This is a genomic window from Acidimicrobiales bacterium (assembly GCA_035316325.1).
Classification (GTDB): domain Bacteria; phylum Actinomycetota; class Acidimicrobiia; order Acidimicrobiales; family VFJN01; genus DASXTK01.
The window spans coordinates 1-23,893 of the sequence record DATHJB010000127.1; the positions used below are offsets into that span (position 1 = coordinate 1).

The 23,893-nt window shown below is 72.7% G+C and carries 25 protein-coding genes; 14 read left to right on the forward strand and 11 right to left on the reverse strand.

The window, feature by feature from the left end; genetic code table 11:
* Positions 1 to 691 (reverse strand): alpha/beta hydrolase (locus VK611_16665; GenBank protein HMG42968.1); only part of this gene is annotated, 691 nt, incomplete at its 3' end.
* 70 nt (positions 692 to 761) lie between these two features.
* Between VK611_16665 and VK611_16670 the strand changes: the two genes are divergently transcribed.
* Complete coding sequence (locus VK611_16670; protein ID HMG42969.1) at positions 762 to 1,481, forward strand: queuosine precursor transporter; 720 nt, start codon at positions 762 to 764, stop codon at positions 1,479 to 1,481.
* A gap of 8 nt (positions 1,482 to 1,489) precedes the next feature.
* On the opposite strand, the gene VK611_16675 is transcribed toward VK611_16670, so the two are convergent.
* On the reverse strand, positions 1,490 to 2,236 hold the full coding sequence (locus VK611_16675; protein ID HMG42970.1) for a TetR/AcrR family transcriptional regulator: 747 nt from the start codon (positions 2,234 to 2,236) through the stop codon (positions 1,490 to 1,492).
* Between the two features lies 1 nt (position 2,237).
* Positions 2,238 to 4,541, reverse strand: a complete 2,304-nt coding sequence (locus VK611_16680) for an MMPL family transporter (GenBank protein HMG42971.1) — start codon at positions 4,539 to 4,541, stop codon at positions 2,238 to 2,240.
* Between the two features lie 187 nt (positions 4,542 to 4,728).
* On the opposite strand from VK611_16680, the gene VK611_16685 reads away from it, so the two are divergent.
* Positions 4,729 to 6,336, forward strand: coding sequence for an alpha/beta hydrolase (locus VK611_16685; GenBank protein ID HMG42972.1), 1,608 nt, complete (start codon positions 4,729 to 4,731; stop codon positions 6,334 to 6,336).
* An 82-nt stretch (positions 6,337 to 6,418) separates the two neighbouring features.
* Here VK611_16685 and VK611_16690 read toward each other — a convergent pair whose 3' ends face one another.
* On the reverse strand, positions 6,419 to 7,297 hold the full coding sequence (locus VK611_16690) for an alpha/beta fold hydrolase (GenBank protein ID HMG42973.1): 879 nt from the start codon (positions 7,295 to 7,297) through the stop codon (positions 6,419 to 6,421).
* Positions 7,298 to 7,434: 137 nt separating this feature from the next.
* On the opposite strand from VK611_16690, the gene VK611_16695 reads away from it, so the two are divergent.
* The 5 genes from VK611_16695 to VK611_16715 are packed head-to-tail and all read left to right on the forward strand — an operon-like array spanning position 7,435 to position 11,206.
* Positions 7,435 to 8,103, forward strand: coding sequence for a TetR/AcrR family transcriptional regulator (locus VK611_16695; GenBank protein HMG42974.1), 669 nt, complete (start codon positions 7,435 to 7,437; stop codon positions 8,101 to 8,103).
* Positions 8,100 to 9,005, forward strand: coding sequence for a DMT family transporter (locus VK611_16700; protein ID HMG42975.1), 906 nt, complete (start codon positions 8,100 to 8,102; stop codon positions 9,003 to 9,005). Before VK611_16695 ends, VK611_16700 begins: the two co-directional genes overlap by 4 nt.
* 40 nt (positions 9,006 to 9,045) lie before the next feature.
* Entirely contained in the window at positions 9,046 to 9,741 is a 696-nt protein-coding gene (locus VK611_16705) for a hypothetical protein (GenBank protein ID HMG42976.1), read from the forward strand.
* Positions 9,738 to 10,631 carry a DUF455 family protein gene (locus VK611_16710; protein HMG42977.1) on the forward strand — a complete coding sequence of 298 codons (894 nt, stop codon included), beginning with the start codon at positions 9,738 to 9,740 and terminating at the stop codon, positions 10,629 to 10,631. Before VK611_16705 ends, VK611_16710 begins: the two co-directional genes overlap by 4 nt.
* Positions 10,628 to 11,206 carry a hypothetical protein gene (locus tag VK611_16715; GenBank protein HMG42978.1) on the forward strand — a complete coding sequence of 193 codons (579 nt, stop codon included), beginning with the start codon at positions 10,628 to 10,630 and terminating at the stop codon, positions 11,204 to 11,206. Before VK611_16710 ends, VK611_16715 begins: the two co-directional genes overlap by 4 nt.
* Before the next feature lie 137 nt (positions 11,207 to 11,343).
* Here VK611_16715 and VK611_16720 read toward each other — a convergent pair whose 3' ends face one another.
* From VK611_16720 to VK611_16730, 3 genes are read right to left on the reverse strand one after another with little or no spacing between them, the layout of a single operon-like run.
* Positions 11,344 to 12,075, reverse strand: coding sequence for a hypothetical protein (locus tag VK611_16720; GenBank protein ID HMG42979.1), 732 nt, complete (start codon positions 12,073 to 12,075; stop codon positions 11,344 to 11,346).
* Between the two features lie 56 nt (positions 12,076 to 12,131).
* Positions 12,132 to 12,716, reverse strand: coding sequence for an RNA polymerase sigma factor (locus VK611_16725; protein HMG42980.1), 585 nt, complete (start codon positions 12,714 to 12,716; stop codon positions 12,132 to 12,134).
* A gap of 55 nt (positions 12,717 to 12,771) precedes the next feature.
* On the reverse strand, positions 12,772 to 13,086 hold the full coding sequence (locus VK611_16730; GenBank protein ID HMG42981.1) for an antibiotic biosynthesis monooxygenase family protein: 315 nt from the start codon (positions 13,084 to 13,086) through the stop codon (positions 12,772 to 12,774).
* Between the two features lie 302 nt (positions 13,087 to 13,388).
* On the opposite strand from VK611_16730, the gene VK611_16735 reads away from it, so the two are divergent.
* Positions 13,389 to 14,327: a sigma-70 family RNA polymerase sigma factor gene (locus VK611_16735; protein ID HMG42982.1), complete on the forward strand. Its 939-nt coding sequence runs from the start codon at positions 13,389 to 13,391 to the stop codon at positions 14,325 to 14,327.
* 65 nt (positions 14,328 to 14,392) lie between these two features.
* On the opposite strand, the gene VK611_16740 is transcribed toward VK611_16735, so the two are convergent.
* From VK611_16740 to VK611_16750, 3 genes are all read right to left on the reverse strand, one after another.
* Positions 14,393 to 16,147 carry a chloride channel protein gene (locus tag VK611_16740; protein ID HMG42983.1) on the reverse strand — a complete coding sequence of 585 codons (1,755 nt, stop codon included), beginning with the start codon at positions 16,145 to 16,147 and terminating at the stop codon, positions 14,393 to 14,395.
* Between the two features lie 56 nt (positions 16,148 to 16,203).
* Positions 16,204 to 16,515, reverse strand: coding sequence for a putative quinol monooxygenase (locus VK611_16745; GenBank protein ID HMG42984.1), 312 nt, complete (start codon positions 16,513 to 16,515; stop codon positions 16,204 to 16,206).
* Between the two features lie 106 nt (positions 16,516 to 16,621).
* Positions 16,622 to 17,497 (reverse strand): HAD-IB family hydrolase, encoded by an 876-nt coding sequence (locus VK611_16750; GenBank protein ID HMG42985.1) that lies wholly within the window; start codon positions 17,495 to 17,497, stop codon positions 16,622 to 16,624.
* 262 nt (positions 17,498 to 17,759) lie between these two features.
* Here VK611_16750 and VK611_16755 point away from each other — a divergent pair, with 262 nt between their 5' ends.
* Genes VK611_16755 through VK611_16780 form a run of 6 tightly spaced genes read left to right on the forward strand, consistent with a single transcriptional unit; the run spans position 17,760 to position 21,518 of the window.
* Entirely contained in the window at positions 17,760 to 18,416 is a 657-nt protein-coding gene (locus tag VK611_16755; GenBank protein HMG42986.1) for a hypothetical protein, read from the forward strand.
* Complete coding sequence (locus tag VK611_16760; protein HMG42987.1) at positions 18,406 to 19,557, forward strand: CpaF family protein; 1,152 nt, start codon at positions 18,406 to 18,408, stop codon at positions 19,555 to 19,557. The genes VK611_16755 and VK611_16760 overlap by 11 nt, the downstream gene beginning before the upstream one ends.
* The gene (locus VK611_16765; protein HMG42988.1) at positions 19,554 to 20,318 is read left to right on the forward strand and encodes a type II secretion system F family protein; all 765 of its coding nucleotides are present in this window, start codon (positions 19,554 to 19,556) and stop codon (positions 20,316 to 20,318) included. The genes VK611_16760 and VK611_16765 overlap by 4 nt, the downstream gene beginning before the upstream one ends.
* On the forward strand, positions 20,315 to 20,938 hold the full coding sequence (locus VK611_16770; protein HMG42989.1) for a type II secretion system F family protein: 624 nt from the start codon (positions 20,315 to 20,317) through the stop codon (positions 20,936 to 20,938). Before VK611_16765 ends, VK611_16770 begins: the two co-directional genes overlap by 4 nt.
* Before the next feature lie 26 nt (positions 20,939 to 20,964).
* Positions 20,965 to 21,144, forward strand: coding sequence for a hypothetical protein (locus tag VK611_16775; GenBank protein HMG42990.1), 180 nt, complete (start codon positions 20,965 to 20,967; stop codon positions 21,142 to 21,144).
* Positions 21,144 to 21,518 carry a TadE/TadG family type IV pilus assembly protein gene (locus tag VK611_16780; protein HMG42991.1) on the forward strand — a complete coding sequence of 125 codons (375 nt, stop codon included), beginning with the start codon at positions 21,144 to 21,146 and terminating at the stop codon, positions 21,516 to 21,518. The genes VK611_16775 and VK611_16780 overlap by 1 nt, the downstream gene beginning before the upstream one ends.
* 26 nt (positions 21,519 to 21,544) lie before the next feature.
* On the opposite strand, the gene VK611_16785 is transcribed toward VK611_16780, so the two are convergent.
* Positions 21,545 to 23,848: a DEAD/DEAH box helicase gene (locus tag VK611_16785; protein ID HMG42992.1), complete on the reverse strand. Its 2,304-nt coding sequence runs from the start codon at positions 23,846 to 23,848 to the stop codon at positions 21,545 to 21,547.
* Positions 23,849 to 23,893: the final 45 nt, after the last annotated feature.

A 23,893-nucleotide genomic window follows, 5' to 3' on the forward strand; every position in this document is an offset into this window, starting at 1 on the left:
CCTGGTCGTCGGCGCCGTACCAGAGCTGCACCGGCACGGCGATGTCCCGCAGGTCGACGCGGAGCGGCCGCACCTGGTCGACCAGGTCGGCCTCGACGCCGGCGAGCCCCAGCCGCACCGCCTCCACGAGCCCGTCGGCCATCTGGTCGACCGCGCCCGGCACCGCCGCGATCCGTGCCTGCTCGGCCGGGTCGCGGTGCTCCCGCTGGTGCTCCAGGGCCAGGTCGTGGTCGCAGGGGTAGGGCGCCAGCATCGGCGCGACGGCGGCGGCCAGCTCGTCGGGCGGGAACGCCTCGCTCATCTCCAGCAGCCCCAGCTGCGCCTCGGCGGCGGCCCGCACGTCCGGATCGTCGTACGCCTCCACCGGCACCAGGCCCCCGGCGACGTACAGCGACGTGACCCACGCCGACGTCGCCGCCAGCTCCAGCCCCGCCAGCGCCCCACCCGACCACGCCACCACCGCGGCCCGCTCGATCCCCAGCTGCTCCAGCAGCGCGGTCACCCGGCCGACGAAGGGCCCGGGCGACGTGCCGCCGTAGCCCGGCCGGTCGACAGCGAGGAGCCGCACCCCGGCGGAGGCGGCGAGACCGTCGTCCGGATGCCGCGACAGCCGGGAGTCGGGAGTGCCGTGGAGGAACACCACCGGGGTTCCCGCGGGATCGCCCACGTCGTCGTAGGAGAGGTCACCCATCCGGGTCGAACGTACACTGGTCGTCCTGGCGGTCCCGGTCGAACCCGCCTCACCAAAACCGGAGGGCAGGATGTCTGAAGCGCAGGAAACGGCCGCGCCCCCGCGCGCCGCCACCACGGCGGGGGTGCCGCTGGCGACGGTGTCCCGCCTGGCGATCGCCGCGGTCGGCGCCTACGTCGGGGCGCAGGTCGTCTCCGACATCACCAGCCTCAAGATCGGCACGGCCTTCGGTCGGGCGGTCGACATGGGCACGTGGATCTACCCGATCACCTTCACGCTGCGCGACGTCGTCCACAAGGCGCTCGGCAAGCGGGCGGCCCGCACGCTGGTGATCACGGCCGCGTTCGTGAACCTGGGGATGGCCGCCTACCTGCAGTGGGTCGCCCGGCAGCCGAGCGACGCCAGCTACCCGCTGGGTGAGGAGTTCCAGGCCGTGCTGGGGCCGATCTGGCGGATCGTGGTGGCGTCGATCGTCGCCGAGGTGATCAGCGAGCTGATCGACACCGAGGTGTACCACTGGTTCGTCCGCCGGGTGACGACCCGCCACCAGTGGGCGCGGGTGGCGGTGTCGAACGCCGTGTCGGTGCCGATCGACAACGTGGTGTTCGTGGTCGGGGCCTTCGGGGCGATCCCCTTCATGGCCGACCACGCCCTCACGCTCCCGTGGGCCGCCGTGTGGGACATCTTCGTGGTCAACCTCACCATCAAGGCCGTGGTCTCCGGCCTCAGCCTCCCCTTCATCTACCTCACGCCCGACCGCGACTGGTCCGCCGATCCGGACGACGCGTAGGCGCCCGCTCAGCGGTCGGCGATGCCGTGGAGGCAGGTCTCGAGGTACTTGTCGATGAACGCGTCCTCGGACCAGGGAAGGGCGGGCTTGCTCACCATCAGCGACGTGATGCCGTGGACCCGCGCCCAGAAGCCGAGGGTCACGAGGAGGGCGTCGGTGAACTCGGGGCGGAAGGCGCCGGCGTCGACGCAGCGCTGCACGTTGGCGATGGTGTCGAGGAAGGTGCGTGACTCGTTGACCCACTCGTGCTGCGCCGCTTCGGCCGGCCCCTGCTCGGGTCGCAGCATGAACATGATCCGGTAGGGCTCCGGGTTGGCCCGCCCGAACTCCACGTAGGCGCGACCGCGGGCCTGGAGCTCCAGCAGCGGGTCGGCGATGCCGGCGACCGCGGCCTCGATCGCCGCGTCGAGCGACACGAAGTGCCGGGCGCACACCTCGTAGATGAGGGTGGTCTTGTCGGGGAAGTGCCGGTAGATCGACGGCGGCGTCACCCCGACGGCGTCGGCCACGGCTCGGATCGACACGGCCTCGGCCGACCCGGTCGCCAGCAGCAGCTCCTCGGCGGCGACCAGGATCTCCTTGCGCAGCAGCTGCCCCTCGCCCTTGCGGGCGCGGGCGCGACGCGACGCCGCCTGAGACCGGGTGGTCTCAGGCGGCGTGACCGGAGCGGGAGTGGTCGCTCCGGTCCGCGAGCGTCGGGACGTGGGTGTCGGCATCGTCTGGCGCCGATGCCGGGGCACCCGGGGCGTCTTCACCTCAGGAGACGACCACGGCGTCGGAGCCGACAGTCTCGCGCTCGCGGGCGGCGTCGGCTCGGTCGAGCTCGTCGAGGTCGACGTGCTCGGAGATGCCGAAGCGCTGGTGGAACCGGCGCAGCGGCCCGGGGGCCCACCAGTTCCACTCGCCGGCCAGCCGCATGAACGCCGGCACCAGCGTGCCCCGGATGACGAAGGCGTCGAGCAGCACGGCCAGCGTGAGCCCGATGCCGAACAGCTTCATGAAGCTGACACCACCGGTGGCGAAGGCCAGGAACACCACGGCGATGAGCACCGCGGCAGCCGTGACGATGCGGCCGGTGCGCTCCAGGCCGAGCGCCACCGACCGGGTGTTGCCGACCCCCTTGTCGTGCTCCTCCTTGATGCGGGAGAGCAGGAACACCTCGTAGTCCATCGACAGCCCGAAGGCCACGCAGAACATGAGGATCGGCATCGCCGCGGCGAGCCCGCCGGTGGCGGTGAAGTCGAGCACGCCCGACAGGTGGCCGTCCTGGAAGATCCACACCATGGCCCCGAACGTCGCCGTCAGGCTGAGCAGGTTGAGCACCAGCGCCTTGACGGGGATCAGCACGCTGCCGAACATCATGAACAGCAGCACCACGGTGATGACGCCGATGATGAGGAGCGCCAGCGGCAGCCGGGAGAACAGGGCGTCGTTGGAGTCGACCAGCTCGGCCCCGAGCCCCGTGACGGTCACCGGGAATGGTGCGTCCGACGAGCGCAGGGCGTTGACCAGGTCCTCGCCCTCGTCCGACATGGGCTCGACCGACGGGACCACCGACAGGTAGGTCCCGTCGCCCTGGGTGAAGCCGTCGTAGCGGGGTGCGGTGTCGGGCCCGAGCACCAGCTGGCCGGGCTCGCAGCCGAGCTGCTCGGCCAGGCCGGCGCCGCAGTAGCTACCCGTGGCCGCGTCGACCCGCGACACGCTCGGGAGCACGGCCAGCGTGGCGGCGTACTCGTCGACCGCGGCGGTGAGGTCGCCACCCGACAGCCCGCCGGTCGACGCCGCCACCACCGACAGGGCGCCCGCCTCGGTCGACGTGAACTCGTCGCGGATCACGTCGTGCACCTGGCGGCTCGAGGCCGACTCGGGCAGCACCCGGTCGTCGGGCAGCCGCAGCTGCAGGCCGAGGAACGGCGACCCCATCACCAGCAGCAGGGCGATCACCACGGTCGCCACCGGGATCGGCCGGCGCATCACGAGCAGGGCGATCCGGTGCCACATACCTTCCTCGGGCGGGTTGACCGACCGCTTCCACAGGGTCAGCGAGTTCACCCGGTGGCCCAGCGCCATGAGGATCGCCGGCAGCACCACCAGCGAGAACAGCCCCGCCATCAGCGACACGATGAGGCCGGCGTAGGCCATCGACCGCAGGAACGTGAAGGGGAAGACGAGTGCGGCGCACAGCGAGGCGGCGACGGTGGCGGCGCTGAAGGCGACGGTGCGCCCGGCCGACCGCACCGTGCGGGTCACGGCGACCTTCGGCTCGTGGCCTCCCCGCAGCTCCTCCCGGTAGCGGGCGACGATGAACATGCTGTAGTCGATGGCCAGGCCGAGGCCCATCGCCGTCGTGAGGTTGAGGGCGTAGATCGAGACGTCGGTGACCTCGGTGAGCAGTCGCAGGGCGAGGAACGTGCCGACGATCGAGAGCACGCCCACGATCAGCGGCAGGACGGCGGACACGACGCTGCCGAACACCAGGACCAGCAGCACCAGCGTGATGGGCAGGGCGATCAGCTCCGCCCGCACCAGGTCCTCCTCGATGGTCACGTTGACCTCGCGGAACACCTCGGCCACCCCGCCGACCTCCACCGTGACCGGCCCGGCGTCCTGCTCCAGCCGGGGGCCGATCTCCTCGATGTAGTCGTTGAGCTGGCTGTCGTCGGTGGCGTCGATGCGGCCCAGCACCAGCGCCCGGGTGCCGTCCTCGCTGCGCAGGGGCGGGGCGTTGCCCTCCGACCAGTAGGAGAACACGTTGGTGACGTGGGGCTGGTCGGCGAGCTCCTGCGTGATGTCCTGCCCGGCCGAGACGCTCCCGAGCGAGTCGACGTCACCGACCTTGGTGGTGACGAGGAGGAGGACGTTGGGGACGCCGGTGTCGAACTCGTCGGCCAGCACCTCCTCCGCGCGGGACGACTCGGACGACGGGTCCTCGAACCCTCCCGAGATCATCCGGTCGGCGACGCCGCCACCGATGGCACCGGCGACGACGAAGAAGACGGCGGCCCCGACGAGGACCCAACGGGCGCGCGAGGTGGCGAGACGAGCGAGGCGTGTGAGCATGGGAACCCCTGGGGGAGGCCGGCGGGTTAACGGCGTTACGTTATTGCTGGTATCTAACTCTCCCAGGTCAGGGAAGTCCACGAGACATGGGTCACGGGGTCTTGCCGAGCGCTTGACCCGTGGGTCAAGGTTGGTCGGACGCCCCAGCCGAATCCCTGGGCAGGGCAGTCCGTCCGAGGGAGGACCGATGTCGGAGATGGCCGCAGACGAGCAGGTCGAGCAGGTCGGCTACCCCGGGGCCCGCCCGCCGGACCGGGTGCGCGACGTCGACGCCCACGGCATCCGCATCGCCGTCCACGAGTGGGGCGGTGCCGACGCACCGCCGCTGGCGCTCCTCCACGGTGGCTTCGACTTCGCCCGCACCTTCGACGTGTTCGCCCCGCTGCTGGCCGACGCCGGCTGGCGGGTCGTCGCCTGGGACCAACGGGGCCACGGCGACTCCGACCGCGCCGCGCTCTACGCCTGGGACACCGACGTCCGCGACGCCGCGGCGGTCCTCGCCACCCTCGGCCCCGACCCGGTGCCGGTCGTCGGCCACTCCAAGGGCGGGTCGCTGCTGCTGCAGGTCGCCTCCGCGCTGCCGCACCGGGTGGCCAAGCTGGTCAACCTCGACGGCCTGCCGTCCCGCCGCAACTGGCCCGACGTCCCCGACCACATGCGCACCAAGCTGCTGGCGGGCGACCTGGCCACCTGGCTCGACATCCGCCGCGGCGCGGTCGACGCGATGCGCAAGCCCGGCACCATCGACGAGCTCGCCGCCCGCCGCGGCCGCATGAACCCCCGCCTCTCGTCCGAGTGGCTCCGCTACCTGGTCACCGTCGGCGCCCGCCACGACTCCGACGGCTGGCGCTGGAAGATCGACCCCGCCATGCGCATGGGCGGCTTCGGCCCCTGGCGCCCCGAGTGGGCGATGCGCCGGCTGTCCGGCCTCGGCATGCCGGTGCTGGCCGTGCTCGGCATGGAGGTGGAGCTGATGGGGTGGGGCACGCAGCCGGAGGACGTGGAGCGCGACCTGCCGCCCGGTGGTCGCCTCGTCGCCCTCGACGGCGCCGGCCACTTCGTCCACATCGAGCAGCCCGAGCGGGTGGCCGACATCGTGCTCGACTTCCTCGACGAGCCCTCGCCCGGGCCCGCGAGCGCGCCGGCGACCGTCACCCTGCGGCACAACAAGGTCGAGCTGGTGCTGCACCGGCTGCGCGACGGCGACGGCCAGCCGCTGCTGCACCTCCACGGCCTGGGCGAGGAGTCGCCCACCTCGGTGCCGGACCACGTCGTCGACTGGCCCGGTCCCGTGTGGGCGCTCGACTTCACCGGCCACGGCCGCTCGACGATCCCCCGGGGCGGCGGCTACTTCGCCGAGGTGCTGATGGGCGACGTCGACGTGGCGCTGGCCCACCTCGGGCCGGTCACCCTCTACGGCCGCGGCCTGGGCGGCTACGTGGCGCTGCTCACCGCGGGAGCCCGTCCCGACCTGGTGCAGGGGGCGATCCTCGACGACGGCCCCGGTCTCTCGGGCGGCGGCATCGAGCCCGGCACCCCGTACGTCAGCCAGGAGCCGCTGGCCGACACCGGGGCGCCCGACCCGTACGCACTACTGGAGCTGAGCCGCGACGTTCGCCCGCCCGACTACGCCACCACGTTCGCCCGCCAGGCGGCGACGCTGTCGGGCCTCGACGTGGCCATCGCCGTGGTCGGCGTGGTCCGCCCGCCGTGGCTGGAGGCCGTGGCGCACGAGCCGGGCGTCCAGGTGCTCGGTCGCTCCGAGGCCCTGGCCCTCTTCGCCCCCGCCTCCTGACCGAAACTTCGACAGGAATGGCGCCATGGCGACCATTCCTGTCGAAGTTTCGGGTCGGTCAGTCGGTCAGTCGGTCAGTCGGTCAGAAGGGCAGGCCGACGCTGCAGCGCACCGGGCGGGCCGACGCGGGGTCGAGGGCGTTGGTGATCATGTCGGCGACGCCCTGCTCGAACGCCATGCCGATGTGGCCCACGGGGTCGAGCGGGCAGACGTCCTGCACGTAGAGGTTGTCGACGCCGGGCTCCCGCACGAACGACGTCTCGGTGGGCGTCACCAGGATGTCGGCCCGGGAGGCGATGACCGTGTAGTCGACGCCGGCGACCGCGATGGGGCCGTCGGTCAGGCGCCGGACGGCGCCGCCGCCGGGCAACAGGTCGCTGCAGGCCTGGCAGCCGAACGTGGCGAGCACGAAGTCGACCTGGGGCCGGATGCCCAGCAAGTCGGCCAGGGTGACCAGCCCGCTGGCGTTGGTGCCGTGGGTGGGCGGCGCCAGCGACACCACCGAGTCGACCTTCGGCCCGAAGCCCAGCACCTTCGGGATGTAGAGCGACTGGAAGCCGCCCTCGGAGTGGCCCACCAGGTCGACCTGCGGAGCGCGGGTGGCGGCGCGCACCCGGTCGACGAAGCCGGCCAGCTCACGGGCCGACTCGTCGATCGGCCGCAGCCCGCCCACCGGCAGCCACCAGGCCGGCTGCCCGTACGTGGTGTGGAACACGCAGTAGCCGGCGCTCGCCAGCGCGGGGCCGAGGAACAGGAAGTGGCCGGGGCCGTTGCCGCCGAGGCCGTGGAGCAGCACGACCGGGTCGGGATGGGCGGCCGAGGGCCGGCAGCTCCAGTTGTTGACGCCGGACGACGGCGCCTGTGGCGCGCGGGGCGCGGCGTCGACGGCGGTCGTGGCGCTGGAGAGCGCGAGCGCGACCAGGGCAGCGGCGGCGAGCCGCCGCAGAGCGGATGAACGCATCAGATGATCCCCCCATCAGCGGCGCCGTTCGCCACCGAGGACGTCAGTAGAACATGGAAGCTGTTTAAGGACAAGATGCCTTGTCCTTAACACGTCGACCGCTCCTGATCGGGGACCCGGGCGGTACCCTCCGGGTCGTGGCCAGGGCTGGGGAGATCACGACAGGGCGTCGCATCCGGGGTCTCGACGCGGACGAGCGGCGGGCGCAACGCCGGGAGCAGCTCCTCGACGCCGCGCTCGAGCTGGTGGCCACCAAGGGCTACGCCGGCACGTCGATCGAGCAGATCTGCCAGACGGCGTACGTCGCCACCCGCAGCTTCTACGAGCTCTTCGGCGGCAAGGAGGGCTGCTACCTGGCGCTGCTCCAGCGGATCGCCGAGGACGTCGGCGACCAGATGGTCGCCGCCCTCGACGCCGCGCCCGACGATCCCGCCGCCGCCACCCGCGGCCTGGTCACCGCCTTCGCCCACGCCCTGGTCGACGACCCCCGCGTCGTGCGGGCGGCGTTCGGTGAGGGGGCCGGCGTCTCACCGGCCATCGAGCACCAGCGCCGCGCCAACCGGCGCTGGGCCGCCGGGTTCCTGGTCGACGTGTGGGCCCGCTTCGGCATCACGTCGGGCCGCCCCGACGACGCCCATCCCGTGGCGGTCGGTGTCATCGGCGGCATGTTCGACCTGGTGGTCGACTGGCTGCACGACGCGGGGCCCGATGGCGAGGGCGGCGCCAAGGACGTCGAGGCCCTCGTGCGCGACCTCACGGCCTTCTACGCGCTGGTCCAGGACGGCATGACCAGCCGGTCGACTTGACCGTCGCGGCGTCGCGGCAGGCGCCGCTGCGGGGCCCGTCCACCTGGCGCGCCGACACCGCGCTGGTCGTCGCCGCCTTCTGCTTCGGCACCACCTTCATCGTGGTGAAGGACGCGGTCGACGAGGTCGACCCGGTGCCGTTCCTGGCGGTGCGCTTCCTCATCGGCGCCGGCGTCCTGGCCGTCGCCGCCCGGGGCCGCGGCCATCCGGCCACCCCGCACGAGCTGCGCCACGGCGTCGTCGCCGGTCTGGCCCTGTGGGCGGGCTACACGCTGCAGACGGTCGGCCTGCAGTACACCGACCCGGCCACGTCGGCGTTCCTCACCTACATGCTGGTGGTGATCGTGCCGGTGCTCGCCTTCGTGTTCCTGCGGACGCCGCTGCACGCCGCCACCGCCGTGGGGATCGCGGTGGCGGTCGGCGGCCTGCTGCTGCTCACCGGGGGCGTGAGCGGGTTCGGTCGCGGCGAGGTGCTGACCGTCGGCTGCGCCGTCGGCTTCGCCGTCCACATCGTGATCCTCGGCCGGACCGCGGCGCGCCACGACGCCGTCCGCTTCACCTGCGTCCAGCTCGCCACGGTGGGTGTGGTGTCGCTGGTGGTCAGCGGCGCGCAGGGGAACGCCGATGCGGTCGTCTTCGGTGGCGGCCCCCTCGGCGCCGCCGTGTTCACCGGTGTCTTCGCCACGGCGCTGGCGTTCCTGGCGATGGTGTGGGCGCAGCGTTCGGTGAGCCCGTCGCGCGCCGCCCTGGTCCTCCTGCTGGAGCCCGTCTTCGCCGCGTTCCTCAGCTGGCTGCGGGGCGACGAGCTCACCGCGGCGAGCGCCGCGGGCGGCGGCCTGATCCTCGTCGCCGTCGTGATAGCGGAGGTTATGCCTGCCCACTTGACCCCTCGGTCAAGATAAGGTCAGATTCTGAATCACTGGTCAGGACGTAGGGGGTTGGATGGCGGATCCGAAGAAACCGAGAGCACCGTTCGCCCCTTGGGACCGGCGGGAGCTTCCGGGGATCTTCACCGTGGAGGAGTCGGCCCGGCGGGTCGGCAACTACAAGTGGATCGAGATGCGCCTGTTCGAGGTCCTCGGCGGCTGGGTCGCCACCGTCCCCGAGCTCGACGTCAAGATGCGCCTCGGCACCCACTGCTACCACCATGCGTGGCACGCCGAGCTGTGGCACAAGCGCCTCCCCGAGCTGCGCGAGATGAACCCCGACCGGCTCACGGCCCCCGCCAACGACCAGATGGTCGCCTTCGTCGACGCCATGACCGAGCCCGAGGCGCCCGAGCTCACCATCGAGAAGCTGGTCGGCGCCTACCGGGTGCTGATCCCGCACAAGATCGCCGCCTACACGTACCACCTCAACAACACGTCCACCATCACCGATGCGCCCACGATGCGCTCGTTGAAGTTCATCCTCCAGGACGAGCTCGACGACTGGCGTGACGGCGAGATGCTCCTGCAGTCGCTGATCGAGTCCCCCGAGGACGTCGACCGGGCTGCAGCGCAGGCGGCCAAGCTCGAGAAGCTGATGCTCGCCGCCGGCGGCATCGCGGGCCCCGGCACCCTCGGCTTCGGCATCGACGGCAGCGCGAACGGCTCGGGCGACCACTCGGGCGCCGCAGCACAGGAGGCAACGACATGAGGAAGAGCTTCCCGGTCGAGGACCTGGCCCGGGACGAGCGGTTCGTGCGAGTGCCGATCACGGCACGGCTGCAGGACGGCCGGCAGATCCCCCGCGACGCCGGCACGCGCAAGAACGGCGGCCGCCTCACCCCCGACCGCGCCGACTCGCCCGACGCCGCCCGCGTCCTCATGCACGGCATCTTCATGGGCGAGGTCCAGGCGCTCGAGGGCGCAGGACGCACCTGTTGGGACTTCGACACCGAGGACACGTCGCGCCGCCGGGGCACGGGCGACGCGGACGAGCCGGCGTCGACCACCCCCGAGGTGCCGTTCCAGCTCAAGCTCGACATGGCCCGCCAGTGCTGGGACGAGGCCCGCCACACCGAGATCTCCGTCAAGCTCTCCGAGCACATGGGCACCGGGATCGGCGAGTTCGCCGAGGCCACGTTCCTCTACGAGGCCGCCTGCAACCCCGACCCCGTGCTGCGGCTCACCGGCGTGAACCGGGCGCTCGAAGGCCTGGCCATCGACGTCTTCAACACGATGCGTGAGTTCGGCGACATCTCCGGCGACCCGGTGCTCGAGTTCTGCGAGGACTGGATGCTCGCCGACGAGGTCACCCACGTGAAGATGGGCTCCGACTGGCTCCGCAAGCTCACCGAGAAGGACCCCGAGCGTCGCGAGCGTGCCCTCGAGTTCCAGCGCGTCGTCGACCGCCTCTTCAGCCTCGGCGGCTTCCGCGGCGAGGAGGAGGACAGCCCGGTGCGCCTGGCCCGTCGCTTCCGCGAGCTGGCCGGCTTCGACACCGCCGAGATCGACGAGCTGGCCGACGACGCGAAGGCCGCCCGCGAGGACGCCGAGGCGACGATCGAGAAGAACCGCCAGGCAGCGACCGCCACTGCCCCGTGAGCGGCACCACCACGACCGACACGAGCGCGGTCACCGTCGTCCCCGAGACGTTCCTGCTGGTCGACTACGACGCGGCGCAGATCGCCGAGGTGGCGGCGCGCGTCTGGCAGCAGGTCGGGCTCCCCGTGGGGCAGCCGCTGCGCATCGAGGTCGACGAGAGCACGCCGCTGGGCCGGGCGTGGGTGTCGAGCTCCGAGCCGGCGGTGCTGTCGATCGAGAGCGGGGGACTGGAGCACAACCACCGTCCCCGCCAGTTCGACGGCCGGGCGTCGGCGCTGCTGTTCGGGCGCCTGCTGATGCGGCTGCGCGACCGGCTCGACCCCGCCTTCGGCGACGCCCCGAGCGACGACGACCTGACGCTGCCGCAGTCGGCGGCGTGGGACGCCTTCGCGGTGGGCCGGGTCGGACGGCGGCTCGGCCTCGACGTGCAGCGCCAGCGGCGGCTGTACCAGTTCCGGGTGCGCCACGGCTTCACCGACGCGGCCGACAACGTGTTCGACCGGCTCTGGACCGCCGAGTCGCTCAGCTGGGCCGACATCGACGGCCTCTCGGTGCAGGCCCGCGGCGAGGACTAGCGACGATTAGTTGCAGAGAGTGAAGCGGCTTTAGCCGCCTTCGCCGCTTGGGGTGGCGGCGGGGTTGGTATGGGTTGACCAACCGGTACCCGAAGGTCGGCGCCAGCTCCGACCTTCGGGTACCGGTGTGGTCGATCTCAGGGCGGCCCGTCCGGCCCCGGCTGGGCCGGCCCGTAGGTCTCCCGGTAGGCATCCATCCAGCAGTCCCAGTCGCGGCCGCACTCCTCGAGCCACTTCTCGGCGTCGGCCTCGTCGAACCCCGGGAAGTCGCGCCCGTCGTAGCCACCGTCGTGGTCACCACGGCCGTCGCCCCGGCGGTCGACGCCGGGGCCGTCGTCGGACGTCACGATCTGGTCGTCGTTCGCGCCGCCATAGGGCGACGACGGGGGATCGGTCGGCGGCGGCTCGGTCTCGGGCGGCGCGGTGGGCGGCGGGGTGGCGGGAAGTGTGGTCGGCGGACCGGTGCGGTCGTCGAACGGAGGGTCGGCGTCGGACGGTGCGTCGGTGGTGTGGCTCGGCTCCTGCGACGTGAAGGCCCCGTGCCCGTGCGCGAACACGATCCCGCCCAGCATCGCCACCATCGCGGCGGCGCCTACGAGCCGCCAGCGGCGCCGGGCCATGCGGGCACGGCGTCCGGCATCCTCACGCCGGTGCCTCATCTCGTCCCCGTCGTCGGGCCGACGCCCGGCCTCGGCCAGGTCGAGCTCCGCCAGCAGCTTCGGGCTCATCGGCGGCGCGCCCTCGATCTCCCCGACCGCGCGCAGCCGCGCCAGGAACCGCGCCACCTCGACGAGGTCGGGGCGGTCGTGCGGCAGCTCGCCGGCGAGCAGTCGCTCGACGTCGCGCTCGGTGAGCTGGAGGTGCAGCATCCAATTGCTAGAACGACGTGCAGCGCAGATCGGATACTGCCTCTCTCCGAACGGGGTCAGAGGGGGACGGCGTGGCGCGACAGGTGCCGGCGCAGCGCTCCCATCGCCCGGTGCTGCAACGCCTTGACGGCGCCCTCGCGCTTGCCGAGGATCTTGGCGACGTCCTCGACCGACAGATCAGCCACCACCCGCAGCAGCACGACGGCGCGCTGGTCGGGCGACAGCACGTTGAGCAGCTCGCGCACGTGGTCCGACCCGAGGATCGCGAAGGCGTCGTCCTCGACGTCGCCCATGGCCCGGTGGTCCTCCACCTCGACCTCGCCGGCGACGAAGGGTTGGCGCTGCGAGCGCCGCCGGTCGTCGATCATCCGGTGGTGGGCGATCGTGAAGACCCACGAGCGGAACCCCTGCTCGTCGCCGCGGAACGAGCGCAGCTTGCGGTGCACCTGGGCGAACACGTCGTTGGTGAGGCCGTCGGGATCGCTGACCCGATGCCAGCGGAGGTACGACACCACCTGCGACGCCATGGCGCGGTAGAGCCGTTCGAAAGCCGAGACCGAGCCACCCTGGGCCGCCTCGACCAGGGCGCCGAGATCCGGCACCTTGCGTCGTGTGACGACGGCCGGTGTCGTTTCAGGCACGGTGGCCAGGGTTCGTTCCTCGGTGAGTTGCACGCCCTGCCCTCCCCTCAGTCATTCACCACAGATCGTGTGCGCTGACCGCCGCCAGCAGGTCGATTTCGGGCGGACCGACCAGGTTGTCCTGGCAGGACTGCGCCATCTCGACCATGTCGTCCGAGTCGAAGTGTGCCCGCTGGGCATCGGGTGATGCCCACTTCTCGATGACGAGGTAGCGGCCCGGATGGGTGGCGGAAGCACAGAGGTCGATGTTGCGGCAACCGGGATGGGCACGGCTCGCGACCACGTACCGCGCGAGGACACCCTCAAGCCGCGCACGATCCTTCGCTGCGAAGAGCATCGTCACGATGGTGAGATCGAGGTCGTCCGCCATGCCTATAGGTCCCGAGCCGAACGGTCACTGGTGCCCTCCCGCGGTCCCTTCGGCCGGCACCTTACTCGCGCGCGGCGTACGGTCGCTGGTACACATGTCACTGAACGAGGGCCGACTGCAGGGCGTAGCGAGCATCGGTCGATCCGATTCGGTGGGTGGTCTTGACCTCACCGGTATCCTGACCACATCCCGGTTTCGCCGGGACTTGTAGTCGCAGTTTCCGCTGGTTCGCCACTTACGTGGGCATCCACCGTTTTGCGGCTATCTCCAACCGACGATCGCACTCGAAGAAGGACGATACGTTGCCCAAGGAGCGCGTCGAGCGCGACGAGGAAGACCTCGTTCGGCTGTACCTCACCGACATCGGCCAGTACCCGCTGCTCACCAAGGACGACGAAGTCCGCCTAGCTCAGGCCATAGAGGCCGGCAACGCGGCTCGTGTCGACATGGACGGCGCTGGTGCGAAGCTGACTCCGGCTCGCAAGCGTGAGCTGCGCCGCGCGGCGCGTGAGGGCGAAGATGCAGAACGCACCTTCGTGCAGTCGAACCTCCGACTGGTGGTCTCCATCGCCAAGAAGTACCAGGCCTCGGGCCTGCCGTTGCTGGACCTCATCCAGGAGGGGAACCTCGGCCTCATGCACGCGGTCGAGAAGTTCGACTGGCGCAAGGGGTTCAAGTTCTCCACCTATGCCACCTGGTGGATCCGGCAGGCGATCACCCGCGGCATCGCCAACACCGGCCGCACCATCCGGCTGCCGGTCCATGCGGGTGACACGCTGGCCCGGCTGCAGAAGGCCCGGGCACGCCTCGAGCTGAAGATGGGTCGGCCGGCCACGCTGTCCGAGCTCGCGGCCGAGGTCGAGATGTCGGAGGACAAGGTCACCGAGGCCCTGCGCTTCGCCGCCGAGCCGCTGTCGCTGTCCGAACCCCTGCGGGAGGACGGCGACGCCGAGCTGGGCGACGTGGTGGAGGACCGGTCGGCCGAGTCGCCCTTCGAGGTGGCGGCCACCGCGCTGCTGCCCGAGGAGATCAACCGGCTGCTGGCCCCGCTCGACGAGCGCGAGCGCGAGATCCTGAAGCTGCGCTTCGGGCTCGACCGCGGCGAGCCCCGCACGCTGGAAGAGGTGGGGGAGCACTTCAACCTCACCCGTGAGCGCATCCGCCAGATCGAGGCCCGGGCGATGTCGAAGCTGCGGCATCCCTCGTCCGACACCGGCGCACGAGACCTGCTGGCGGTCTGAGTTTCCGGTCGAAATTGCGTGGTCGGTGGTTGCTCTGCAGCCGCTGGCCACGCAATTTCGTCGTTTTAGGCCTTGGTCGTCTTCTCGAGGATCTCGTCGAGGCGGAGGATGTCGCCGGTGGTGACCACGCCGACGAAGCGGTCCTCGCCGTCGACGATGGGGAGCAGGTCGGTGCCTTCGGCCTGCATGGTCTGCACGGCGTCTCGGATGAGCCATGTGGTCATGCCGCGGGGTGCGTCGCCGTGGGCCACGTTGCCGACGGTCGTGGTCGCCCAGGCGTCCCGGGGTACCGCCGCCAGCTCGTCGAGCAGCGCCACGCCCCGGTAGCGGTTGTCGTGGTCGACCACGGGGACGGCGCGGCGCCGGGTCGCCAGCAGGTGCACCGCCAGGAACTCCTCGACGGTGGCGTCCGGTGGCACGGTGCGCACGTCGGTCTCCAGCACGGCGCTGATGGGCAGGTCGAAGCGGCGCTCCAGGTGGCCGAGCCGTCCCTCGCGCTGCGCCCGTGACACCGAGGCTCGGCCGATCACGAGCTGGCCCGCGGCCGTCGCCACCAGCGCCGGCACCACGAAGCCCGGCTGGCCGGTCGCCTCGGCGGCGAACAGCACCGCGGCCAGCGGCGTGCGCAGGCCGGCGCCGATGAACGCAGCCATGCCGACCACCAGGAACAGGTTGGTGTCGTCGAAGCTCATCACCTCGCCGGCCAGGCGGCCCAGCAGCGCCCCGGCCACCGCCAGCGGGACGAAGTAGCCGCCCACGCCGCCGCCCGTCGCGGTCGCCGAGGTGGCGAGGCCGCGCATCAGCAGCAGTGCCAGGATCAGCCACAGCGAGCGGGTCGGGTCGCCCACCCAGGTGACCACGTCGTAGCCGGGGCCGATGGTGAGGGGCGTGTCGAACAGGGCGTCGGCCAGGTAGGCGAGGCCGAACAGGGCGACGCCGGCGACCGCGAGCCGGGCGAGGCTCGGGATGCGGGCCGCCCGTCCGTGCAGCAGCACGAGGCCCAGGCTGAAGCCCCGGGCCGCGGCGCCGCACAGCAGGCCCACCACCACGGCGCCCACCAGCTCCCAGGCGCCGAACGACGAGTACTCGGAGTTGAGCGGGAGGAGCGGGGTCAGGTCGTCGACGAGCGCCGCGGTCACGTAGCTGGCGGCGGCGCCGATGATCGCCGGCAGGGCGACGCGGCGGGCCACGTCCGACTGGTAGGGCACCTCGATGGCGAACAGGGCCCCGGTGGCGGGGGCCTTGAACACGGCCGACATGCCCGCGGCGGCGCCTGCCACCAGCAGGGCCCGGGCGTCCTCGCGGGAGAAGAAGCGGCTGAAGCGGGTCTGGACCCAGGCGCCGACGACGGAGCCCACGTAGACGGCCGGGCCCTCCAGGCTGAGGGCGCCGCCGTAGCCGATGGTGCCGACGCCGGCCACGGCGCGACCGACCGCCGGGTTCGGGTCGGGCGGCTCGGACGGTGAGTGGTGGAAGCCGCGGACGTACTCGTCGGTGGTGTCGGGTGTGGCCTTGTCGGTGAGGGCTCCCAGCGCGGCCCAGGCCACGAGCAGGCCGATCGCCGGCCCGGCGGCCTGCAGCCACAGCGGCTGTCGGGCCATGGGGTCGGCCAGCCAGTCGTGCGCGGCCTTGTCGAGCACCACCACGATCAGGCCGACCGCCACCCCGGTGAGGCCCGAGAACACCAGGATCCGCTGGGTGCGCGAGGGGCTGTCGGCCGTCTCGAGGTGGCGGTGCGCGCCCGCTTCGGTGTTGGCCCAACGGAGGCGCAGAGGCTCGGTGCGCGCCCACAGCGCCTGGATCCGTTCGCCGACCGTCATGGCGCCGCTGACTCTAAGTCGCCGCGGGCCGTCGTGCGCCGAGGTCGTGTGCCGGCTCACATGAGCTTCGACGGGGTGCCGCCCTCCCACTTGGTGGCGCCGCCGCCGGCGAGGCCGAGGCCGCTGACCGCGGCGAGGAACGTGGCCATGTGCGGAGCGGCCATGTGGGCGTCGAGAGCGTCCTGCGAGGCCCACTGCTCGGCGATGTGGAAGACGCCGGGCGTCTCCAGGTCGGCAGAGAAGGTGTAGCCCTCGTTGCCCTCCTCGACGTGGGTCGCCCGCATCAGCTCGAGCGCCGCAGCGGCGGCCTCGTCGTGCTTCGCCGGATCGACCTTCAGGAACCCCGTGACGATGATGGTGTCGGACATGGTGGGTTATCTAGCCGACGCGCTCCGCCGGCGCCTCAGCGGCGCGCGCCCGCGGCGCCGTTGACGGTGCGGGCTACGCTCTCGCCCATGAAGAAGCTGCTCATCCTCATCGCCCTCGTCGCCCTGGCAACTGTCGCCACCAAGAAGGTTCGTTCGGTCTGAGGGACCCCGTCGCCGGAGCCCTTGCAGGTCGCGAGGGCTGGCGGCGGTCCCACAGCCAGCGTGCGGTGACGCCGGCGCCGACGAGGAGCAGCACGGCTCCACCCCCGATCGCCGCGTGACGGGGGGCGGGCATCGGTACGCGGTCACGTAGGCGGGCACGGCGGGTGAAGCGCAGGATCTCCCAGTCGCGCTCCTTCGCGGCTCGGAGCAGCTCGCGGTCGGGGTTGACCACGCTCGGGATCCCCACGACCTCCAGCATCGGCAGGTCGGTGGCCGAGTCGCTGTAGGCGTACGACCTGGTCAGGTCGATGCCGTCGCGCTGGGCGGCGGCCCGGATGACCGTGACCTTCTCGGGGCCGTAGCAGTACAGCTCGGTGCGGCCGGTGTAGCGACCCTCGTCGTCCAGCTCGGCGCGGGTGGCCAGCGCCTCGTCCACGCCGAGGTAGCGCGCCAGGGGGGCGACGATCTCCTCCGGCGACGCCGAGACGATGAAGACCTTCCGCCCCTCGGCCTGGTGCCAGCGGATCAGCTCCAGCGCCTCGTCGAACACGATGGGCTCGACGACCTGCTCCAGCGTCTCCCGGACGATGGCGCTGATCTCCGAGTGGTCCCAACCGCGGGTGAGGCGCAGCACCGAGTCGCGCAGCTTGGCCAGCTTCTCGGGCGAGGCCCCGAACTGGGCGTAGACCAGCTGGCCCCAGGCGGCGCGGAGCATCAGACGGCGGGGCAGAAGACCCGCCTGGTGCAGCGGGCCGCTGAAGGCGACCATCGACGCCTTGGCGATGACCGTCTTGTCGAGGTCGAAGAAGGCCGCCTCCACCGGGGTGACCCTAGTGGTGTCGGGTCAGGCGGCCTTGGACGCCCTGACGCCACTAGGGGCGGCGGCGGGGTGGTTGGCATGGGGGGACTCGGGGCGAAAGGCGCGGGATACCTCTTGATGTCCCCGATGCATCTCGGTATCTTCTAGCTGCTCGCCGATTCCGGCGACTCGCACGACGCACGGTGCTCCCGCCTTCTGCGGAGCACATCGCACAGGTCGCGTCAGGCCTCAGTAGTTCCCTTCGTCGTGTGGAGGTCTGACGTTGCTCATCTCGTGTTGGTCGGCCAAGGGTGGTGTCGGCACCACCGTGGTCGCTACCTCGTTGGCGCTGCTGCTGGCGGCGCGTGACCCGGCCGGTGTCGTCCTGGCCGATCTGGCAGGCGACGTCCCGGCGGTGCTGGGGCTCGCGGAGGTCGAGTCGGCAGGGCTGGCGGGCTGGTTGGCAGCCGGCGAGTCGGTGCCGGCCGACGCCCTGGTGCGCCTGGAGGTGCCGGCTGCGGCCGGGCTGTCGGTGCTGCCCCGGGGTGGCGGCCGTCTCGAGCCGGGTCGGGCCGGCGTGCTGGCGACGCTGCTCGAGCAGGGCACGCGGCCGGTGGTGGTCGACTGCGGCACGGTGGCGGGCGGGGGTGCGGCGGGCGACGTCGTGGCGCTGGCCGCGGCGTCGTCGCTGCTCGTCATCCGGCCGTGCTTCGTGGCGCTGCAGCGGCTGTTGCGCATCACGCCCCGGCCCACCGGTGTCGTGGTGGTGCGCGAACCGGGGCGGGTGCTGGGGCGCAGCGACGTCGAGCGCGTCGTGGGCGCGCCGGTGGTGGCCGAGCTGGAGACCGATCCCCGGGTGGCGCGGGCGGTCGACGCCGGGCTGCTCCACGTGGCGCGGCTGCCGCGGACGCTGGCGAGGGGGTTGCGCGATGCGGCCTGATCTGGCGGGCGGGGCCGCGGCGCTCGACGAACGGGTGCACCGGCGGCTGCTCGCCGCCGAGGGCGACGGGCCGCTCGACGACGCAGTGCTCACGGAGCTCGTGCGCCTCGAGGATCCGCTGCTCGACGCCGCCTCGGTGGCCGGCGTCGTGGCCCGGATGCGGGCCCGGATGCTCGGCGCCGGGCCGATCGAGCCGCTGCTGGCCGACCCGGCGATCACCGACGTGCTCGTCAACGGGCCCGGCTGGGTGTGGGTCGAGCGGGCGGGGCGGCTGGTGCGCACCGGGATCGCGCTCGACGCCGCGGCGATCGACCTGCTGGTCGAACGGGTGGTGTCGCGGCTCGGGCTCCGGGCCGACCGCTCCACGCCCATCGTCGACGCCCGGCTGCCCGACGGCTCCCGGGTGCACGTGGTGCTGCCGCCGTTGGCGGTCGACGGGCCCTACGTCACCATCCGGCGCTTCGCCGTCTCTGCGCTGCCCCTGTCCCGGTTCTGCGGCCCGTCGGTGGAGTCGTTGCTGGTCGACGCGGTGGTAGGCGGGTGGAACCTGGTGGTGTGCGGCGGCACGGGCGCCGGCAAGACCACGTTGCTCAACGCCCTGTGCCAGCACCTGCCGGCGGGCGAGCGGGTCGTCACCGTCGAGGACGCGGCCGAGCTGCGGCTGCCGGGCGACCAGGTGGTGCGGCTGGAGGCCCGGCCGGCCACGCCCGACGGCCTGCCCGCGGTCGCCGTGCGCGACCTGCTGCGGGCGGCGTTGCGGATGCGCCCCGACCGTCTGGTCGTCGGCGAGGTCCGTGGCGGCGAGGCCGTCGACCTCCTGCAGGCGCTCAACACGGGCCACGACGGCTCGCTGTCGACGTGCCACGCCAACAGTCCGGTCGACGCGCTGCGGCGGCTGGAGACCATGAGCCTGATGGGCGGCCTCGACCTCCCGCTGCCGGCGATCCGCGAGCAGCTGTCCAGCGCCCTCGACCTGGTCGTCCACGTCGCCCGCCGCCCCGACGGCTCCCGCCACGTCGTCTCCATCGACGAGGTCACCCCCGACCCCGAGTCCCCGGTCCGCACCCGACCCCTCTCACTGTCCGACCACGTGATCGCCACCCCTTCCCGCCCACCCCGCCACGTCGAGCCGACACCATGACCTCGCTTCCGCTCACCCGTCGCCGGGCCCGCCGTCGAGTCGCCGGCCTCGTCGCCGAGGCGCCGACCGAGGCGGCATGGCGGCTGCCGGTCTCGTCGGGCGCGGCGGCGGGGATCGCCGTGGGGTCGGTAGCCGTCGGGCTGCTGGTCTCGCCCTTGCTGGCGGTGGCCCTGGTGGTGTGCCTCGTGTGGTGGTGGCGGCGACGTCAGGCGGTGCTGCGGACCGCTCGGCAGCTCCAGCTGCCCGAGTCGCTGGAGCGGATGGCGGGCGCTCTGCGGACGGGCTCGTCGGTGACCCAGGCGCTCGCCGAGGCGGCCCGGACGGTGGAGGCGCCGCTCGGCCGGGAGCTCGGCGCCATGGCGCAGGCGACCAGCCGCGGCCGCCCGCTGGCCGAGGTCGTCGACGAGTGGGCCGCCGCCCACGCCGAGCGGAGCACCCGCCTGGTGGCGACGGCGCTCGTCCTTGCCGCCACCGTGGGTGTCGCCCCGGCCCGAGCCCTCGACGGCGTGGCGGCGACGCTGCGGGAGCGCCTGGAGCTCGCCGGTGAGCGTCGTTCCCTGGCCACCCAGGCCCGGGCCAGCGCCGTGGTCCTCTCGATCTCCCCGGTCGCCTTCGCGGTGCTCCTCAGCACCTCCGACCCCGCCATCGCCGACTTCCTCGTCGGTTCCTCGGCCGGCTGGCTCTGCCTCACCGTCGGCCTCACCCTCGACCTTGCCGGCGCCCTCTGGATGACCCGCCTCACGAAGGCCGCCATCCGATGACGGACCTGTCGGGGGTGGTGTTGCTCGGGGGGATGTGGGGGTTGCTGCTCGGGGGTGTCGTCGACCGGGTGGTGTGGCGGGTTGGCGCGCGGCACGTGGTTCCCGTGGGGCGGCTGGTGGGGATCGGTCGTGGGTTTGCGTTGCGGGGGCGGCGGACCCGGGCGCGGCGGGACGCCGACGTGGTCGAGCAGTTGCCGGATGTCGTCGATCTGCTGCGGCTGACGACCCTGGCCGGGCTGCCCGTGGGGCGGGCGCTGGCCGCCATCCGTGATCGGCCGGGTGGGCCGGTCGGCCGGGCCATCCACGAGGCCGCGACGCAGCTCGACCGAGGTGCCGCGACCGCCGAGGTCTTGCCGCACCTCACAGCCATGTGCGGCACCACGCTGCGCAGCTTCGTCGACGCCCTGGTCGACCACGACCGCTACGGCACCCCGCTCGGCCCGGCCCTCGACCGGCTGGCCGTCGAGAGCCGGCTGCGCCGCCGACGCCACTCCGAGGAGTCGGCGCGGCGGCTGCCGGTCCTCCTGCTCTTCCCCCTCGTCCTGACCACGCTGCCGGCCTTCCTGCTGCTGGCCATCGTCCCGCTGATGGCCGGCTCGTTCTCCTCGCTCCGCCTCTGACCAACCCAACCCCAGGAGGAAATCCCATGACCACGACCCCCGCCCACGCCCGCACCGACGACCGAGGTCAAGCCACCACGGAGTACGGCCTCGTCCTGCTGGTCGCCGGCACCCTGGCGCTCGCCCTCATCGTGTGGGCCCGGGAGACCGGCGCCCTGACCGACCTGTTCGACCGGGTCCTCGACAGCCTGACGGGAGCGATCTGATGCCTTCCGGCCCCGACCGCGGCCAGTCGACCGTCGAGTTCGCCCTGGTGCTCCCCGTCCTCGTGGTCACCCTGGTCGGGCTCGTCCATCTCGGCCTGCTGGCCCGCGACCAGGTCCTGGTCGCCCATGCCGCCCGGGAGGGCGTGCGAGCCGCCGCCGTCGACCCCGACCCACGGGCCGCCGAACGGGCCGCCGAGGCCGCGGGCCCGCTCGACGCCGCCCGTCTCCGCGTCGAGACCCGCAACCGGGGCGGGCCGGGCAGCCGGGTGACCGTCGTGGTCACCTACCTCGCCGTCAACCGCATCCCGCTGCTGCGGACGATCATCGACGACCGGAAGCTCCGGGCCGAGGCGACCATGCGAGTCGAACGATGACCGCTGCCGCCACCGACGGCACCAGGTCAGCGGCCGAGGGCCACCGCCAGGAGCGACGCGGCGGCCGCCTTGTCGAGTGGGTCGTTGCCGTTGCCACACTTGGGCGACTGCACGCACGACGGGCAGCCCTGGGTGCACGGGCAGGCCGTGATCACGTCGTGGGTGGTGGCGATGTGGCGGTCGGCGGCCTCGTAGCCGAGGTCGGCCACGCCGGCGCCGCCCTCGTAGCCGTCGTAGATCACGATGGCGGCGCTGCCCAGGTCCGCCTGGTGGGCGGTCGACACGCCGCCGACGTCCCAGCGGTCGCAGATGGCGAACAGCGGCAGCACCCCGATGCCGGCGTGCTCGGCGGCGTGCAGCGCCCCCGGCACGGCGGCCGGGGCGACCGACGCCCGCGAGATCAGCTCGTCGCCCACGATGTACCAGAAGGCCCGGGTCCGCAGGGTCGAAGCCGGCAGGTCGAGCTTCTCCGACCCGACCACCGCCCCCGAGCCCACCTGCTTGCGCTGGTAGCCGGTCACCTGCGAGTGGACCTCCACCCAGCCCAGGCCCACCTCGAGGCGGGGCCCGCCCCCGGCGTCGCCCACGAAGCGCCGGTCGTCGCAGCCGAGCACCCGCACGGCGACGGCGGTGCGGGCCACCGTGTAGGTCGACCCGTCGTCGGGCACGACGACGGCCTGCCGCTCGTCGAGGTCGAGATCGACCACCCGCCAGGTGCGCCCGGCGTGGAGGTAGATCGCACCCGGGTGCACCTGCTCGCAGGCCCGCTCGCGGTTGACGGTGCCGACCGGGTCGTCGTCCTCGGTCCGGATGCGGATCTCGTGGCCGCTGGCCCGCAGGCTCACGCCGTGGGCGGGCCAGCCCCGGGCGGCGTAGAGGGCCTGCGGCCCCCGCCCCCGGGAGCGGCGCCGCACCACCACCTGGTCGTCGAGCACCAGCCGCCGCACCGACTCGTCGAGCAGCCCGGGCCAGTAGCGCTCGTCCTCGAGGGTCAGCGGCAGCTCGTGGGCGGCGCAGCGGAGGTGGACGTCGGCGACGATCGGGTTCTCGAGGTTGACGATGGCCGGTTCGGGCGGCCGGGTGAGCAGCTCGGCCGGATGGGAGGCGAACCACTGGTCGAGCTGGTCGTCGCCGGCCACGAGCACCGCGGCCGAGGCCCGCTGGTTGTCGCGCCCCGCCCGCCCGGCCTGCTGCCAGAACGACGCCACGGTGCCGGGGAAGCCGTCGAGCACCACGGCGTCGAGGCCGGCCACGTCGATGCCGAGCTCCAGGGCACTGGTGGCCACCACGCCGTCGAGCCGCCCGGAGAACAGCTCCTCCTCCACCTCGCGGCGCTGGTCGGCCAGGAAGCCGCCGCGGTAGGGCTTCACGCGGTCACGCGACTCACGGGGCAGGCGACGCCGCACGTCGGCGGCCACCAGCTCCGTGGCCCGCCGGCTGCGGCAGAAGGCGATGGTGCGCTGGCCCGAGCGCACCAGCTCCGACATCACGGCGGCGGTGGCGTCGTGGCTCGACGGATGGCGACGGCTCGCACCGGCCGAGGCGTTCTGGGGGTTCCAGATGGCCACCAGCTTCTCGGCCTGGGGCGATCCGTCGTCGACGATCGTCTCCAGCGGCACCCCGCAGAGGGCGCCCGCCAGCCGGGCGGGCTCGCCGATGGTGGCCGAGCAGCACACGAACGTCGGGTCGGCGCCGTAGTGGCGGGCCAGCCGTCGCAGCCGTCGCAGCACGTGGGCCACGTGGCTCCCGAAGATCCCCCGGAAGATGTGCAGCTCGTCGACCACCACGTAGCGCAGCCGGCTCAGGAACGCGGCCCACCGGTCGTGGTGCGGGAGCATCCCGCTGTGCAGCATCTCGGGGTTGGTGAGCACCACCGTGGCCTGCTTGCGGATCCACGTCCGCTCCTCGTTGCAGGCGTCGCCGTCGTAGGCGCCGGCCAGCACGCCCGGGAACCCCCGCTGCGTCAGCGCCCGCAGCTGGTCGTGGGCCAGGGCCTTGGTGGGGAACACCAGCAGCGAGGTGCCCGGCCGGACCGGGGTCTGCGCGGCCTCGGCGATCGGCACCTGGTAGCAGAGCGACTTGCCCGATGCCGTCCCGGTCGCCACCACCACCGAGCGGCCCGCCCGCAGCAGGTCGATCGCCTGCGCCTGATGCGTCCACAGGCCGGGCACGTCGATGCGCTCTGCGACGTCGGGCGACAGCGGCCGGCTCAGCTCGCCGAACCGCGGTCGACGGGCCGGCAGCGTGCGGGAGAACACCAGCGACGGCGCGTCGGCCAGCCCGAGCTGGGGCGGCGTGTCCGTCGCCTGGGTGACCTCGACCGCCGACACGGCCGTCATGTTACGCCGCTGGAATTTCAGAGCTGTAGGGAAAGT

Bases quoted from the DNA above. Each gene is read 5' to 3' on its own strand.
- VK611_16670 (HMG42969.1), top strand. From the start codon at position 762: ATGTCTGAAGCGCAGGAAACGGCCGCGCCCCCGCGCGCCGCCACCACG.
- VK611_16680 (HMG42971.1), bottom strand. From the start codon at position 4,541: ATGCTCACACGCCTCGCTCGTCTCGCCACCTCGCGCGCCCGTTGGGTC.
- VK611_16685 (HMG42972.1), top strand. From the start codon at position 4,729: ATGTCGGAGATGGCCGCAGACGAGCAGGTCGAGCAGGTCGGCTACCCC.
- VK611_16690 (HMG42973.1), bottom strand. From the start codon at position 7,297: ATGCGTTCATCCGCTCTGCGGCGGCTCGCCGCCGCTGCCCTGGTCGCG.
- VK611_16705 (HMG42976.1), top strand. From the start codon at position 9,046: ATGGCGGATCCGAAGAAACCGAGAGCACCGTTCGCCCCTTGGGACCGG.
- VK611_16710 (HMG42977.1), top strand. From the start codon at position 9,738: ATGAGGAAGAGCTTCCCGGTCGAGGACCTGGCCCGGGACGAGCGGTTC.
- VK611_16720 (HMG42979.1), bottom strand. From the start codon at position 12,075: ATGCTGCACCTCCAGCTCACCGAGCGCGACGTCGAGCGACTGCTCGCC.
- VK611_16730 (HMG42981.1), bottom strand. From the start codon at position 13,086: ATGGCGGACGACCTCGATCTCACCATCGTGACGATGCTCTTCGCAGCG.
- VK611_16740 (HMG42983.1), bottom strand. From the start codon at position 16,147: ATGACGGTCGGCGAACGGATCCAGGCGCTGTGGGCGCGCACCGAGCCT.
- VK611_16745 (HMG42984.1), bottom strand. From the start codon at position 16,515: ATGTCCGACACCATCATCGTCACGGGGTTCCTGAAGGTCGATCCGGCG.
- VK611_16760 (HMG42987.1), top strand. From the start codon at position 18,406: ATGCGGCCTGATCTGGCGGGCGGGGCCGCGGCGCTCGACGAACGGGTG.
- VK611_16765 (HMG42988.1), top strand. From the start codon at position 19,554: ATGACCTCGCTTCCGCTCACCCGTCGCCGGGCCCGCCGTCGAGTCGCC.
- VK611_16770 (HMG42989.1), top strand. From the start codon at position 20,315: ATGACGGACCTGTCGGGGGTGGTGTTGCTCGGGGGGATGTGGGGGTTG.
- VK611_16775 (HMG42990.1), top strand. From the start codon at position 20,965: ATGACCACGACCCCCGCCCACGCCCGCACCGACGACCGAGGTCAAGCC.
- VK611_16780 (HMG42991.1), top strand. From the start codon at position 21,144: ATGCCTTCCGGCCCCGACCGCGGCCAGTCGACCGTCGAGTTCGCCCTG.